Origin of the sequence: Pseudobutyrivibrio sp. OR37 (genome assembly GCF_900113655.1) — a bacterium.
Taxonomy (GTDB): domain Bacteria; phylum Bacillota; class Clostridia; order Lachnospirales; family Lachnospiraceae; genus Pseudobutyrivibrio.
In genome coordinates this window covers 38861-53849 of sequence record NZ_FOQF01000007.1, presented here as the reverse complement: position 1 = coordinate 53849, position 14989 = coordinate 38861, and the positions used below count along the sequence as shown (strand labels likewise).

Annotated in this window: 11 protein-coding genes; 10 read left to right on the top strand and 1 reads right to left on the bottom strand. The window is 39.4% G+C overall.

Annotated elements, in window-relative coordinates; all coding sequences use genetic code 11:
• The first annotated feature begins 9 nt into the window (after positions 1-9).
• The 9 genes from BM097_RS05040 (at position 10) to BM097_RS05000 (ending at position 13137) form a co-directional block, all read left to right on the top strand.
• The gene (locus BM097_RS05040; protein ID WP_090546543.1) at positions 10-1491 is read left to right on the top strand and encodes a methyl-accepting chemotaxis protein; all 1482 of its coding nucleotides are present in this window, start codon (positions 10-12) and stop codon (positions 1489-1491) included.
• Positions 1492-1777: 286 nt separating this feature from the next.
• Positions 1778-2971, top strand: a complete 1194-nt coding sequence (locus BM097_RS05035) for a pyridoxal phosphate-dependent aminotransferase (RefSeq protein WP_090546541.1) — start codon at positions 1778-1780, stop codon at positions 2969-2971.
• Between the two features lie 102 nt (positions 2972-3073).
• The gene (locus BM097_RS05030) at positions 3074-6115 is read left to right on the top strand and encodes an EAL domain-containing protein (protein ID WP_090546539.1); all 3042 of its coding nucleotides are present in this window, start codon (positions 3074-3076) and stop codon (positions 6113-6115) included.
• 156 nt (positions 6116-6271) lie between these two features.
• On the top strand, positions 6272-7024 hold the full coding sequence (locus tag BM097_RS05025) for a DeoR/GlpR family DNA-binding transcription regulator (protein WP_090546537.1): 753 nt from the start codon (positions 6272-6274) through the stop codon (positions 7022-7024).
• A gap of 18 nt (positions 7025-7042) precedes the next feature.
• Positions 7043-7948 carry a 1-phosphofructokinase gene (pfkB, locus tag BM097_RS05020; protein WP_090546534.1) on the top strand — a complete coding sequence of 302 codons (906 nt, stop codon included), beginning with the start codon at positions 7043-7045 and terminating at the stop codon, positions 7946-7948.
• 11 nt (positions 7949-7959) lie between these two features.
• Positions 7960-9867, top strand: coding sequence for a PTS fructose transporter subunit IIABC (locus tag BM097_RS05015; protein WP_090546532.1), 1908 nt, complete (start codon positions 7960-7962; stop codon positions 9865-9867).
• A 206-nt stretch (positions 9868-10073) separates the two neighbouring features.
• Positions 10074-10337: an HPr family phosphocarrier protein gene (locus BM097_RS05010; protein WP_090546530.1), complete on the top strand. Its 264-nt coding sequence runs from the start codon at positions 10074-10076 to the stop codon at positions 10335-10337.
• 14 nt (positions 10338-10351) lie between these two features.
• Positions 10352-12055, top strand: a complete 1704-nt coding sequence (gene ptsP, locus BM097_RS05005; RefSeq protein WP_090546528.1) for a phosphoenolpyruvate--protein phosphotransferase — start codon at positions 10352-10354, stop codon at positions 12053-12055.
• 110 nt (positions 12056-12165) lie between these two features.
• Entirely contained in the window at positions 12166-13137 is a 972-nt protein-coding gene (locus tag BM097_RS05000) for a tRNA dihydrouridine synthase (RefSeq protein WP_090546527.1), read from the top strand.
• On the opposite strand, the gene BM097_RS04995 is transcribed toward BM097_RS05000, so the two are convergent.
• The gene (locus tag BM097_RS04995) at positions 13099-13803 is read right to left on the bottom strand and encodes a zinc metallopeptidase (RefSeq protein WP_090546525.1); all 705 of its coding nucleotides are present in this window, start codon (positions 13801-13803) and stop codon (positions 13099-13101) included. The two genes, BM097_RS05000 and BM097_RS04995, sit on opposite strands and share 39 nt — an antisense overlap.
• A gap of 253 nt (positions 13804-14056) precedes the next feature.
• Here BM097_RS04995 and BM097_RS04990 point away from each other — a divergent pair, with 253 nt between their 5' ends.
• Positions 14057-14974 (top strand): ECF transporter S component, encoded by a 918-nt coding sequence (locus BM097_RS04990; RefSeq protein WP_090546523.1) that lies wholly within the window; start codon positions 14057-14059, stop codon positions 14972-14974.
• Positions 14975-14989 lie beyond the last annotated feature (15 nt).

The following is a 14989-nucleotide window of genomic DNA, read 5'->3' as shown; positions in this document are numbered from 1 at the left end:
AGGCAGAATATGAGTCTTAAAGAGAAACATTTATTTGAAAGTAATAAGTTGGCTTTTAGATATGCGATTATTGTCCAGGTGTTTGAACTATTAGCCACCGTGCTTTATCAGGCTCAGCGAGTGGGACCAGCATTTATAAATACTACTTCGATGGCTGTAAGCCAAACGATTATACTTATTGCGAGCATTATTGTTTTTGTTAAATATGCTCACAGAACAAGAGGTAGATATTTGCTTATGGCTTGTCTTACCGCCAGTTATTTCGTATTGATGTCAGGCTGTGTTCACATTACATACATGTGGGCCTTCGGACCAGCAATACTTATGCTAACCCTTTTATTCACAGACACAACGGTAACAATAATTGCATCTATTGCAGCAGTAGTAATTAACATATTGTATATTCCGCTGTTTTATAAATATTCAGTAGAGGTTGCAGATAGGCATAATGCAGTTACAACTGATACCATATTTATGTTTCTTATTTCTCTAATGTGCATTGTTTATGTAAGACTTAATGAAAAACAGAACAAAGAAACAATAGACGAAATGGAAGAGGCTGCTAAAAAGCAACAGGAAAATGCGGATGTTATGAGTGCTACGGGCAGTCAGATTGCAGCAAAGCTTGAGGATGCTAATGATGCTATGGAAGCTTTAGCAGAAAAGGTAAGCTCTAGCGCAGATGCCGCAGAACAGATTAGCCAATCTATCACATTGACGGCTGAGGCTATTCAGACTCAAACTGAAATGAATTCCAATATTACAGAATCCCTGGAGCAGATTGCACACCAGGCTAGGGCGATGAGAAGGAATTCTGATGAAGTTACAGGCAATATTAGCGAAGGTAATGATCTGATTGAAAGGCTACGAGCAAAGTCAGATGAGGCTTCTACTATAAATGCAGAGACAGCTACAATGACAGAGGAGCTTCAGGAATCAGCTTCAACAGTTAAGGATATTGTAGGAACAATTCTTGATATCTCCGGTCAGACCAACCTGCTTGCACTTAATGCTTCAATCGAGGCAGCTCGTGCTGGTGAGGCAGGAAAGGGGTTTGCTGTAGTTGCAGATGAAATTAGAGCATTATCCGAGCATACAAAGGAATCTGCTGAAGAAATAGAATCTACTATAGACGATTTGCTTAATCGAGTAGATACAGCATCTACGAATATGAAGCGGAGCGTAGATTCGGCAAACGAGCAGAGCGCTATGATTGTTGAGACAGGCGAAAAATTTGGAATCATACTAGAAAAGATTACAGATTTGAGCAAGCGTGTGGCTGCTATTTCAGATAATGTAGACGGATGTGTTGATGCAAATGGTAAGGTTATGGATGCCATCAGTAACCTGTCAGCTACATCTGAAGAGGTTGCAGCATCATCTGAATCAAGCATAACAATCAGCAAGGATTGCGAAAGTGATATGGAGGTAACAAAGGATATCCTTCATGAGATTTTGCAGATTTCAAGAAAAGGTATGAGTGAAGTATAAAGTTTCCATGGAATCATCCGATAATTAAGGTAAGAAATAAAAGAATTGTCCAAGCATTCGGACCAATTCTCCATTATCCGATTTGGCAGTGGTCTTACCGGTTGATGCGAAGGGCTGAGTTAAAGGATGATTCGTGAAAGGAAACTAAATATGGAGTTAACAGTTATTGGATAGGGGCTGCTTTCTAATTCTATGAATTGGAGGGCAGCTCTTTTTTTGCTATTTGGCTATTTTTTGTTATAATAACTATCAGTTTAATGATTTAAAGTGACGAAGAGGTGAGGATATGGTTATTTCAAAAAATATGGAAAGCCTGGTGGCTGGAAGTTCTGTAATAAGAAAGCTGTTTGAGGAAGGCCTGCAGATGGCTCAGGTAGTGGGCAAGGAAAATGTGTATGATTTCAGCTTGGGAAATCCTGCATCGCCAGTGCCTGAACAGGTAACAAAGGCTATTGGTGATGTGCTAAAGGAGAACACTGATGCTTATGTCCATGGCTATATGAAAAACGCAGGCTTTGATGAGACTAGAGAGGCTGTTGCAAAGCATCTGAATAAAGCATTTGGAATGGATTATTCTATGGAGGATATAATCATGACGGTAGGCGCTGCAGGTGCTATGAACTGCATCTTTAGAGCGATGCTTAATCCTGAGGATGAGGTTATAGCCTTTGCACCTTTCTTTGGAGAATACAAAAATTATGCTTCAAATTATGGTGGAAAGCTTGTTGTAGTACCTCCTTGCTTGCCAGATTTTGATTTGAATTTGGCCGAGCTTGATGAAAAAATCACTGAGAAAACAAAGTGTATCATCGTAAATAATCCTAATAATCCATCAGGAAGAATTTACCCAAAGGAAACTATCGAAAAATTAAGGGATATAGTAGAAAAGGCAGAAGCTAGAGTAGGACATCCAATCTATGTGCTTTGTGATGAGCCATACAGGGAGCTTGCCTACGATAATGCAACTGTTCCATATATTCCTTCAATCATCAAAAACAGCATTTACATCTACTCCTACAGCAAAACACTTTCATTGCCGGGCGAGCGTATCGGTTATCTCGCCCTTTCAAAGGATGCAGATGGATATAAGGAGCTTATAGGAGCACTTGTTGTAGCCAACAGAGTATTGGGATTTGTAAATGCTCCATCCCTATTCCAGCTTGTAATCGGAAGATGTCAGGACGTTGGTGTAGATTTGGAATTTTACGACAGAAATAGAAGGCTACTTTACGAAAAGCTTACAGAGCTTGGCTTTGAAGTGGTAAAACCAGAAGGTGCCTTTTATCTTTTGGTGAAATCTCCATTTGAGGATGAGAATAAATTTGTAGAATTAGGTAAAAAACAACACATAATCATGGTTTCCACCACCACCTTCGGATGCCCTGGATATGTAAGAATTGCCTACTGTGTAGACTACGAAATGATTAAGCGTTCCTTAAGTGCCTTCGAAAATCTGGCCAAGGAGTGCCAAATCAGATAGACCACTATTTTTGTCAAATAAGCAACATATTTTGTCTAAAGATTATTCACAATTGAATGTTAATATAGTTCTATTAAAGTGGAGATATCCTGAGGATAAAATATGGATAAGACAGAGTTGTTGAAAGATAACAGGGATGAGCTGACTGGCTTGCTTGAAAAACAAGCCTTTTATGTGTGGGCTCAGGAGCTTATAGATACCGCTGAGGATGTAACAAAATATGCCTTTGTCTTTTTTGATATGGATAATTTTAAATTATTCAATGCAAATTATGGCTTTGAAAAAGGTGATGCGCTCCTCATTAAAATTTCAGAAATCCTCAAGGATGTTTTCGAAAATCAGCTGATAGCAAGATTTTCGGGGGATCATTTTGTGGCCTGCGTAGGAACTACTCAGCTCATTCCATTTATTTCTAAGATAAAAAATAGAGTTAAAGAAATACAGAAAAACATAAATCTGGAGCTGAAGGCAGGTGTTTATGTTTTAGATGGTGAGATTACAGATGTTGTAAGGTGCAGTGACAGGGCAAGAATGGCCTGCACCAGCATTAAAAAGAAATACGATGTAGATTACAAGTTTTACGATGATGAGCTAGGTGGCACATTAATTCGTAAGCAATTTATTTTAGACAATCTGGATGAGGCCCTAAGAGAAGGCTATATTCAGGTTTATTACCAGCCTATAGTTAGAACCCTTACGGGTAAAGTATGTGGTTGGGAAGCGTTGGTGCGCTGGATTGATCCTGTCAAAGGCGTAGTGTATCCAAACGAATTTATATCTGTTCTTGAAGAGCACAGACTGATTCATAAATTGGACACCTATGTTATGGAGCAGGTGTTTTCTAATATTTCGAGAATTCGTAAGCAGGGCCGAAAAGAGGCGGTACCTGTATCTATCAATCTGTCTAGATTAGATTTCGAGTCACTAGACATTGTTCCATTTATTGATGAACTTTCTGAAAAATATGATATAGATAAAAGCCTGTTCAAATTTGAGATTACAGAAAGTGTGTTGATGGAGAATCCAAGGTTTATCCAGGAGCAGATAGCACGTCTTCGTGAAAAGGGCTACGGCGTGTGGATGGATGATTTTGGAAGTGGCTATTCATCCCTTAATGTATTAAAGAATTTTGAATTTGATCTTGTAAAAATCGATATGGAATTTTTGCGAGGCTTTGAATCCTCTGATGATGGCAAGATTATCATCAGACACATGGTTTCAATGCTGAAAAATCTAGGCTTCCACACACTTGCAGAGGGCGTGGAGACAGAGGAGCAGAGAGATTTCTTAAAAACTATAGGCTGCGAGCTGATTCAAGGATATTTAATCGGCAGGCCTATGCCTTTTGATGAAGGAATTGAATGTTTAGAAAGAGCTGGCCTTCAATATGAGAAATACGAAAATAGGAAATTCTACAACGAAGTTGGTAAGGTAGATTTGCTGAAGCAAAATCCACTAGAGGGCGAAGCCAAGACTATGGATTATAGCCATGATTTACCACTGGCAATTGGATTATTAAACAATGGCAAGTGGACAATTGCCTATAGCAACGAAGCCTTTAGAAGAGAAATGAGTTTATTCGGTTGCGACAGTATAGATATAGTTGAACGTTTGATTAACAATCAGGGCCGTAACTGGATGAGGCGTGACGGATTTATTGATTTATGCAACGCCTCAAAGCTTTCCGGCAAAGCAGAGAGCATGGAATATGTATCCAGCGGTCGCATAATTAATATCAGAGTAAGGTATCTTGCACTAAATAAAGAAAACCAGAATGAAGCATTTTTATTTTCACTGAGGTCTTTGTCAAAGCATTTGAACGAAAGCTATGAGCATAAGAACTCTATCGTCAGCAACTATCTTTTTTCCTTCTATGAGTGTATAGATTTATATGGTTTAGACAATGATTATTATGAAAATATATATCTGACCAATAGTGCACTTCACGTTGATACAAAGGGAAAAAAGCCAAATGAAATAATAGAAAAAATTTCTGAGGTAAAAATTCATAAGAATGATAAAGAAGTATTTTTACAATACATGGATATCACCACAGTTAGGGAGAGGCTTGCCAGTGAAAAGAATGGAGTAAAGATAGCCTTTTTCAGAGTGCGTGAGCCAGATAATAATTATACCTGGAAGTCAATTACAATAAAGATCATAAATTTCCTAGAAAAAGAGGTTATGTTGGCGGCGCTATCTATGGCAACCAAAGAATTCTCATATTTCATGAATGCTTTTATAGAAAATGGCAAAGAGGAAATGATTAATCCCTTTGAGAATCCAAAGGATAAGGTTGAAAAATATGCTTTTGAGAACATATTGAGATTGGTGCCAGTGGGAGTATTTTGGAAGGATATGCATCGTAGATTTGTTGGCGCAAATCAAATGTTTCTTGACTATTACGGACTAAAGAGTGTTGATAGCATTATTGGCAAAACCGATGAAGATATGGGTTGGCATATCAACCCCGAACCATTCAAAAAGGATGAACTTGCGGTAATCAATAATGGAGAAATCATTAAAAATGTTGAAGGTGAATGCATTGTTCATGGTGAAGTAAGAAAGATTCGAGCCAGCAAACAGCCATTTAAGGTGAATGGTGAAACTCTTGGTCTGATAGGATTTTTCAGTGATGTGACGGAGCAGCTTGCAGAACGAGACAAGCTGGAATATCTATCAAGGACAGATGAATTAACTGGTATGTTAAACCGCCGTGCCTTCGACGACATCATAAAAAAATACATTGCTCAATTTGAAGAGGACAACACAGATTTTGTGATGTTTTTAATCGATATAGATAGGTTCAAGCAAATCAACGATATGTACGGCCATGATTTTGGAGATGAAGTCCTAAAGAAGGCGGCATCAATCATTAGAAATGTAACCGCAAATAATAGCGTGGCCTTCAGAATTGGCGGAGATGAATTTGCAGTTTTACATCAGTTCAAATCAGAAATAGAAAATAAAAGCATCATACATGAGTTGAACGTAAAGTTTAATAGAATACGTAGAATTGCAGGCTTAGATATAAAGGTTCGGGCATCAATTGGTTCTGCCTTTTACTCAGAAGCCAAGGATGAGCATGAATTAATCAATATTGCAGATAGACATATGTATGAGGACAAGGAAACCCATAAGTAAAACATACAAAAAGTGACACACGGTTTTGGTTAAAATGACTGAAATTGATTATCTGTGAGTTTTTATGATTGAGTTTGATTGCATGAATGAACAAATGATGTTATTCTAACCTTAGAACAATCAAAAGTAATCGAAATTGTTCAAGGGGTGTATGAGATGCTTACAGAAGAACGCAGAACTAGAATAGTTGAAATAGTAAATGAAAAGAAAGCTGTTTCAGTAAATGAGCTGGTGGATTTACTTGATACATCAGCAGCTACTATTCGTAGGGATATTACGGAATTGAATAAGGCACAGCTTTTAGTAAAGGTTTTCGGAGGCGCTACTGCCAAATCAGCCTTGGATGTTAATACCAAGGAGGATGCAGTTGGTCAGAAGGCTAAAAAGCATGTAGCTGAAAAGGATTTGATTAGCAGATATGCAGCCAGCCTTATTGCGGATAATGATTTTGTATATATCGATGCAGGCACCACTACACTTAGTTTGATTGATTACATAGACAATCGAAATGCTAAATACATCACAAACGGTGTTGTACATGCTAAAAAGCTTATGGATAAAGGCCTGGAGACCATTATGATTGGAGGTCGTCTAAAGGGCTCTACTGAAGCAGTAGTTGGTCCAGATTGTGTGGAATTTATCCGTAAATATCATTTTACAAAGGCTTTCATGGGAACAAACGGTATTTCCATGCTGGCAGGCTACACCACACCAGATGTTGATGAAGCCATGATAAAGACAGAGGCCATTAGGCATTCCTATAAGTCATTTATATTGGCTGACCATAGCAAATTCGACCAAATAAATTCCGTTACTTTTGCGGCTATCAATGAATGTACCATTATTACAGACAAGGCCGCTGCTAAGGAATACATGAATCATACTGTTGTTAAGGTATGCGAGGAGTAATATTTAGGAGGAAAGCTAATGATTTACACAGTTACTTTTAACCCAGCACTTGATTATGTTGTGCGTATGGATGGTGATTTACTTCCGGGCATGACAAACCGTTCCGCAAGTGAAGAGTACTACTTTGGAGGAAAGGGAATCAATGTTTCAATGGTTCTTTCAGAACTCGGTTTAAAAAGTACCGCATTAGGTTTTATCGCCGGATTTACAGGTCATGCTATCGATGAAGGTGTTAAGGCCGCTGGAATTGATACAGATTTCATCGAATTAAAAGAAGGAATCTCACGAATCAACGTAAAGCTTAAAGCAACAGACGAGACAGAGATTAATGCTCAGGGTCCAAAGATTGATGATGAATCTCAGAAGGCACTTTTCGATAAGCTCTCAAAGCTTGTTGCAGGTGATGTGCTTGTACTTGCTGGTTCTATTCCAAAGACACTACCAGACGATGTATACGAAAGGATTCTTTCAATGCTAGATGGTAAGGGTATTGAATTTGTAGTTGATGCTACAAAGGATCTTCTTACAAACGTATTAAAATATCATCCATTCTTAATTAAGCCAAACAATTTTGAACTTGGTGAAATCGTTGGAAAGATTTTAACTACCGACGATGAGATATATGAGGGAGCAAAGAAGCTCCAGGAAATGGGTGCAAGAAACGTGCTTATTTCAATGGCTGGTGACGGTGCGATGCTTGTTGATGAAAACGGTAATCGTTATCGTATCGGCGTACCAAAGGGAACTGTTAGAAATTCCGTTGGTGCAGGTGATTCCATGGTAGCAGGCTTTGTTGCAGGCTATATGAAATCAAAGGATTACGAGACAGCTCTTAAGATGGGGACAGCAGCTGGCTCGGCAACAGCGTTCTCAGACGGCTTAGCAAAAGCCGCTGATATAGAAGAATTATATAAAGGATTGTAGGAGGGAATATAATGAAAATTTCAGAGTTCATTGATCCTAGAGGGATTAAGCTTCAGGTTTCTTTAGCAAACCAGGATGAAGCAATCGACAAACTTATTGCTCTTCACAACGAAGTAGGCAACTTAAAGGACGTGGCAGGATTCAAGGAGGCTATCCTTGCTCGTGAGGCAAAAGGTAGCACAGCTATAGGAAACGGCATCGCTGTTCCTCATGGCAAATCAGCATCTGTTGCAAAGGCAGGTCTTGTTGCTATCACATGTCCAGAAGGTGTTGATTACAAGGCTATGGATGGTAAGCCATCTAATCTCTTATTCATGATTGCAGCACCAGAGGGTGGCGCTGATACACATCTTGAGGTATTAGCAAAGCTTATGCAGCTTCTTATGGACCCAGCATTCTGCAAGACACTTGTAGAGGCAAATTCAGTAGATGAGTTCTTAAAGCTTATCGATGCTAAGGAAGCAGAGAAGGATGCAGCTTCTGCAAAGAAGGATGCTCCAGCAGCAGGCACAACAAAGATTGTTGCTGTTACAGCATGCCCAACAGGTATTGCACATACTTTCATGGCAGCAGAGTCATTAGAGCAGAAGGCTAAGGAACTTGGTGTAGCCTTCAGAGTAGAAAAGGATGGCTCAGGCGGAGCTAAGGATCCACTTACAGCAAAGGAAATTGAAGAGGCTGACGCAGTTATCGTTGCTGTAGACAAGAATATTGATATGGGTCAGTTCGATGGCAAGAAGGTAGTTTTCGCTTCAACAAAGGAAGCTATTCATGAGCCAGAGAAGTTATTTGAAAAGGCAAAGACAGCATCTGTATATCATCATACAGGAGCTGTATCAAAGAAGTCTGATGATTCTAACGAGTCACTTGGTAGACAGCTTTATAAGCATTTGATGAATGGTGTATCACACATGCTTCCATTCGTTATTGGTGGTGGTATCCTTATCGCTATCGCATTCTTGCTTGATGATTACTCAATTGATCCTAGCAACTTCGGTTCTAACACACCTGTAGCTGCTTGGTTCAAGACAATTGGTGGCGCAGCATTTGGCTTCATGCTTCCAATTCTTGCTGGTTTCATTGCACAGTCAATCGCTGACAGACCAGGTCTTGCAGTTGGTTTCGTAGGTGGTGCTCTTGCAGCAAGTGGTGCTACATTTGCTAATCCAGGTGGAGCTGTTCCTTCAGCTTTCCTTGGCGCATTAGTAGCAGGTTTTGCAGCTGGTTACTTCATGAAGTGGCTTGAGAAGCTTTGCGATAAGCTTCCACAGTCTCTTGAAGGTATTAAGCCAGTACTTATTTACCCACTTTGTGGTATTACAGTAATCGGTATCATTATGTGTGCAATCAACCCAATCGTTGGTGCACTTAACGCTTGGATTTCTGGTGTTCTTTCTAGCATGGGAACAACATCACTTGTACCTCTTGGAATTATCCTTGGTGCAATGATGGCAACAGATATGGGTGGCCCACTTAACAAGGCAGCTTATGTATTCGGTACAGCAGCTCTTGCAGAGCAGAACGAAGTAGGCTGGATGATTATGGCAGCAGTTATGGTTGGTGGTATGGTTCCTCCAATCGCTATCGCTCTTGCAACACTTATCTTCCCTAAGAAGTTTACAGTTGCTGAGAGAAAGGCTGGTCCAGTTAACTTTATCATGGGCTTCTGCTTCATCACAGAGGGTGCTATCCCTTATGCAGCAGCAGATCCACTTCACGTAATCCCATCACTTATGGTAGGTTCTGGTGTAGCTGGTGCACTTTCAATGGTATTCAAGTGTACACTTATGGCTCCTCACGGTGGAATCTTCGTATTCCCTGTAGTTGGAAACTGGGCACTTTACCTTGTAGCACTTGCAATCGGTTCTGTAGTAAGCTGCTTACTCTTAGGATTACTTAAGAAGAACGTGGAAGAATAATAAATTAATAATTTATTGAGTAAGATATAAATAAGTTTTGAAAAAAATCAGAAATTATTATATAATTACCCTTTCCGAGAGCTTCGGCTCTCGGAGTGGGTTTTTATGTTTTTGTACTCTGTAGACCCTGGGAAGCTATGGAGTATAGAGATATAAAAAAGAAAATAATATTTTTGTCAACTTGTTGAAACGAAAGGAGTTATTTTATGGTTTCAAAAATAGTTAAGGTTACAAATGAGCAGGGAATGCACATGCGTCCAGCTACAGTATTTTCAGCTGCAGTTACTCCATTTGATGCTGATGTAAAGATCAAATTCAATGGTAACGAGTATGATGGTAAGAGCGTTATGATGCTTATGGCAGCATGCATTAAGTGTGGTGCTGAAATCGAAATCGTTTGCAACGGTTCTGATGAAGAAGCAGCTCTTGCAAAGGCTGTTGAGCTTGTAGAGAGTGGTCTTGGCGACTAAGAAGGAGTAGGGATATGTATAAGGGCATAGAAGCATCTAGGGGAATAGGAATAGGTAGTATCTGTTTAATAGTAGAGCACGACCTTTCATTCGAGTCAAAGCACATTGATGACACAGAGTCTGAGAAGGCTAGATTTAATTCAGCAATTGATAAGTTTAAAACCGAGACAGCTGCTATGGCTGAAAACATCAGAAATAACATCGGTCCTAAGGAAGCTGAAATAATGGAAGGACATCTTGCTATGATAGCTGACCCTACCATGGCAGGAGAAATGACAAAGATGATTGAGGCAGGCCAGTGCGCTGAAGCTGCAGTTACAGCAGTTTGCGATATGTTCATTGGTATGTTCTCAAAGATGGAAGATGATATGATGCGCCAGCGTGCATCTGATATCTCTGATATCAAAATCAGCTTACTCAAGCTTTTACTTGGCGTTGAGGATGTTGATATTAGCAAAGTTGCACCAGGAACAGTATTGGTTGCACATGATCTTACACCATCTATGACTTCACAGATTGTAAAGGATAATGTTGTAGGTATCATCACAGAGGTAGGTGGTAAGACATCTCACTCTGCAATCCTTGCACGTGCACTTGAGATTCCAGCAGTTCTTTCAGTTCCAAACATTACTGAGCTTGTCAAAGACAAGGATACAGCAATTGTTGATGGTACAGAGGGCGATGTTTACATTAATCCAGATGGAGATGTAATATCTCAGTACGTTATTAAGCGTGAGGAATTCATTAAAGCACAGGCTGAGCTTAAGAACTTCTTTGGTAAGAAGACAGTTACAGCTGATGGCACTGAGGTAGAACTTTTCTGCAACATTGGTACTCCTAAGGATGCCAAGAAGGCAGTTGAGTGTGATGGTGAAGGAATCGGATTATTCCGTTCAGAGTTCTTATTCATGGATAGACCACATCTTCCTACAGAGGATGAGCAGTTTGAGGCTTACAAGGAAGCTGTTGAGACTATGAAGGGTAGAACAGTTATCATCCGTACACTTGATATTGGTGGTGATAAGGATATTCCTTATCTTGGTCTTGAGAAGGAAGAAAATCCATTCTTGGGCTACCGTGCAGTTAGATATTGCTTAAGCAATTCTGAGACTTACAAGATGCAGCTTAGAGGAATCCTCAGAGCCAGTGCATTTGGTAAGGTTAAGATTATGATTCCACTTGTTACATGCGTAGAAGAGGTACGTAGCGTAAAGGCTTTAGTGGAAGAGTGCAAGAATGAGCTTAAGGCAGAAGGCATTGCATTTGACGAAAATATAGAAGTTGGTTGCATGGTTGAGACTGCGGCAGCATCTCTTATTGCAGATATCCTTGCAAAGGAAGCTGATTTCTTCTCAATCGGTACTAACGATTTAACACAGTATACAATGAGTGTTGATAGAGGAAACGCTAATGTTGCTTACCTTTATTCAGCATTCCAGCCAGCAGTTCTTCGTTCAATCAAGAACATCATCGAAGCTGGTAACAAGGCAGGTATCACAGTTGGTATGTGTGGTGAGGCAGCAGCAGATCCACTTATGATTCCACTTTTGATATCATTTGGTCTTAACGAGTACAGTGTTAACCCTGTGCTTGTGCTTACAGCTCGTTCAATCATTTCTAAGTGGTCTAAGGAAGAGGCTGATGCTCTTGCAGCAAAGGTTCTTAGCCTTACAACAGAAAAGGAAATCGTTGAGCTTTTAAAGGCTGAGGCTAAATAAAAATATAGTGATTTGTCATTTTTATGGGACTGCAATTTGTTGCAGTCCCTATTTTTAATGTTATAATATCCATATTGTGGAGGGATGTTACACCAAGGAGTAAAACGTTAATGAATAGAATTTATTTGGCGCCACTTGAAGGCGTGACAGATAGTATATATAGAAACACATTTGAAAGATATTATGGGGGCGTGGATAAATACTTCACGCCTTTTATTTCGCCTAACTCTACTTTCAAATTTACAACTAGGGAGTTTAAGGATATCGATCCTGAAAAGAATGATATAAACAAAACAGTGCCACAGATTCTTACAAACAATAGTGAACACTTCCTGTGGGCAGTAAATGAAATGGCAGCTCTAGGATATAAAGAAATAAACTATAACTTAGGCTGTCCTAGTGGCACTGTTGTAGCTAAGAAAAAGGGCTCTGGATTGCTATTCTATCCTGAGGAATTAGATAAATTGCTTTATGAAGTGTTTGAAGGTCTGCCTTCAGGTGTAGAAATCTCTATAAAAACAAGACTTGGTAAAAGCGAGCCTGAAGAGTTTTACGAGATTTTAGACATCTATAATAAATATCCAATTAGCGAGCTAACTATTCATCCTAGAATTCAGACGGATTTTTATAAAGAACCAATCAGGCCAGAATTTTTTGAGTACGCTGTAGAACATAGTAAGGCGCCACTGGTATTTAATGGAGATGTTACTAGTATTGAAGGCATCAATGATACATATGGTAAATACAATAAACTAAACGCCGTGATGATAGGCCGCGGCCTGATAGCAAATCCAGGCTTGGCGATAGGATACAAAAAGGGCCTAGCCGATGCTGACATCAAGCTAGACCTTGTATTATTTAAAAAGTTCCACGACGATTTGCTTAATCAATACACTGAAATCCTTTCAGGTGAAAAACCTGTGCTCCATCGCATGAAGGAGTTCTTAAGCTTCTGGCAGGGCAATTTCCCTAATGAGGAAAAGCTTATCAAAAAGCTAAGAAAAGCAAATCGTATTATTGAATATCGCGATTACATGAATCAGTTAATCTCTTCTGCGACTACCGCTGACAATCATAACTAAACGAAGTAACTGTAAGATTGTTGCAAACAATGCTGCTACATAGGTAAGGGCTGCGGCCTTTAATACCTTTGTAGCACCTGCATGCTCATCGCCCTCAAGTATATGGTCTTGGTCAAGGATTCTAAGGGCTCTTGCACTAGCATCAAACTCTACAGGAAGAGTAATAAGCTGGAAGGCAACAACAAATGTAAACAGGAACACACCAGCCTCTGCAAGGGGAGTGTATCCAATTAAAAGACCAATAAGAATCACTGGCCATGAAATCCATGAACCAATATTTGCAAGTGGCACAGAAGCTGAGCGAAGCTTAAGTGGTGCATAACCCTGCTGATGCTGGATAGCGTGTCCACATTCGTGAGCTGCAACACCTAAAGCTGCAACGCTGGTCTGTCCGTAAACTGCATCTGATAAACGAAGCACCTTTTCCTTTGGTGAATAATGGTCTGTCAGATTACCTCTGATTCTTTCGATTCTTACATCGTATATGCCGGCAGCATGAAGAATATGCTCTGCCACCTGGTTAGATGTAAGTCCTCTGTAATTTCTTACCCTACTATATTTTTTATAAGTTCTTTGCACATTCATTGAGGCAATACCACTAATGATTGCGCCGATAATAACCAGAATTATTGTTGGGTCATAATAGTACCCGTAACCATAATACATGTCTTTATCCTCCTACATTTTCCTTTTTTTATAAGTATAGTATTTGTATCCCATTATTACTAATAAAAAATTATAAAATCTTTCTTAACAAAGGCTATAATGTGGTTTTTATTGCCATCCGATAAAATAGATGATAAAATACTTGATGCTGTTATATGTAGGTAATTTCGAGCTTTAGCTTGAAATTGCCGCGCTTACGCATAGTGTACTAGGAGGAGACCATTAATAGGCTTCTACCAAAAGGAGGAAATTTATGCAAAGCAACAATTCTAAGACCTATGAGCTTGTGCTCACAGCGTTATTCGTAGCCATTATTGTAGTAATGGCATCAACACCACTCGGATATATTCCACTTGTAGTTATTAATGCAACCACACTTCATATTCCAGTTATCATTGGTTCATTATTTTTAGGACCAAAGAAGGGCGGATTCCTTGGCGGAGTATTTGGCGTAACAAGTTTTGTAAAGAGTTCACTTACACCAACTCCATCAGCATTTGCTTTCTCACCAGTGGCAGCGCTTACTATGCTTCCACATGATACAATTGGACAGGCTATTGGGCTTGTATTCAAGAGTACATTCATCGCTATTGTTCCTAGAATTCTTATTGGTGTAATACCTTATTTTGTTTATGTAGGAATCAAGAAGGCAATCAGCTCAGAAAAGAAGCTCGTTTACGGATCAATCATCAACGTAATCATTTCATTTATCATGGGCTTTGGTGTATTCGCTTTCTTCAACAAGATGGTGTCTGAAGGTAAGATAGGATTTTCAGTTACAGTTGCTCAGGTTATCGGAGCAGTTATCGGAATCATAGTTTTTGCAGCTATCGAGTATTTATTTATGAATAAAGATGCGAAGGCACTTGGATTTATCACAGCAGGTATTTCTGGTGCCATGACAAATACACTTCTTGTTATGGGTAGCATTTACGCATTCTACAGAATCCCATATTCAGAAGTTCTTCAGATTGATCCAAGCGCTCTTATGGGAGTAATCGGCGGAATTATCAGCTTCAATGGTGTTATCGAAGCTATCGTCGGAGCAGTTATTGTTTACTTAGTTGGTATCGTTCTTGATAAGATTAAGCCAGCAGGTGTATATGCAGGCAAAGAAATGAAAATCAAGGCTGTAACATCAGAAACATCTAAAAAGCAGATGGCACAGTAGAGAATAAAGTTATAA

Excerpts from the sequence above, each read along its gene's own strand:
- ptsP (WP_090546528.1), top strand. The coding sequence starts at position 10,352 with ATGTATAAGGGCATAGAAGCATCTAGGGGAATAGGAATAGGTAGTATC.
- BM097_RS04995 (WP_090546525.1), bottom strand. The coding sequence starts at position 13,803 with ATGTATTATGGTTACGGGTACTATTATGACCCAACAATAATTCTGGTT.
- BM097_RS05035 (WP_090546541.1), top strand. The coding sequence starts at position 1,778 with ATGGTTATTTCAAAAAATATGGAAAGCCTGGTGGCTGGAAGTTCTGTA.
- BM097_RS05025 (WP_090546537.1), top strand. The coding sequence starts at position 6,272 with ATGCTTACAGAAGAACGCAGAACTAGAATAGTTGAAATAGTAAATGAA.
- BM097_RS04990 (WP_090546523.1), top strand. The coding sequence starts at position 14,057 with ATGCAAAGCAACAATTCTAAGACCTATGAGCTTGTGCTCACAGCGTTA.
- BM097_RS05040 (WP_090546543.1), top strand. The coding sequence starts at position 10 with ATGAGTCTTAAAGAGAAACATTTATTTGAAAGTAATAAGTTGGCTTTT.
- BM097_RS05010 (WP_090546530.1), top strand. The coding sequence starts at position 10,074 with ATGGTTTCAAAAATAGTTAAGGTTACAAATGAGCAGGGAATGCACATG.
- BM097_RS05030 (WP_090546539.1), top strand. The coding sequence starts at position 3,074 with ATGGATAAGACAGAGTTGTTGAAAGATAACAGGGATGAGCTGACTGGC.
- pfkB (WP_090546534.1), top strand. The coding sequence starts at position 7,043 with ATGATTTACACAGTTACTTTTAACCCAGCACTTGATTATGTTGTGCGT.
- BM097_RS05015 (WP_090546532.1), top strand. The coding sequence starts at position 7,960 with ATGAAAATTTCAGAGTTCATTGATCCTAGAGGGATTAAGCTTCAGGTT.
- BM097_RS05000 (WP_090546527.1), top strand. The coding sequence starts at position 12,166 with ATGAATAGAATTTATTTGGCGCCACTTGAAGGCGTGACAGATAGTATA.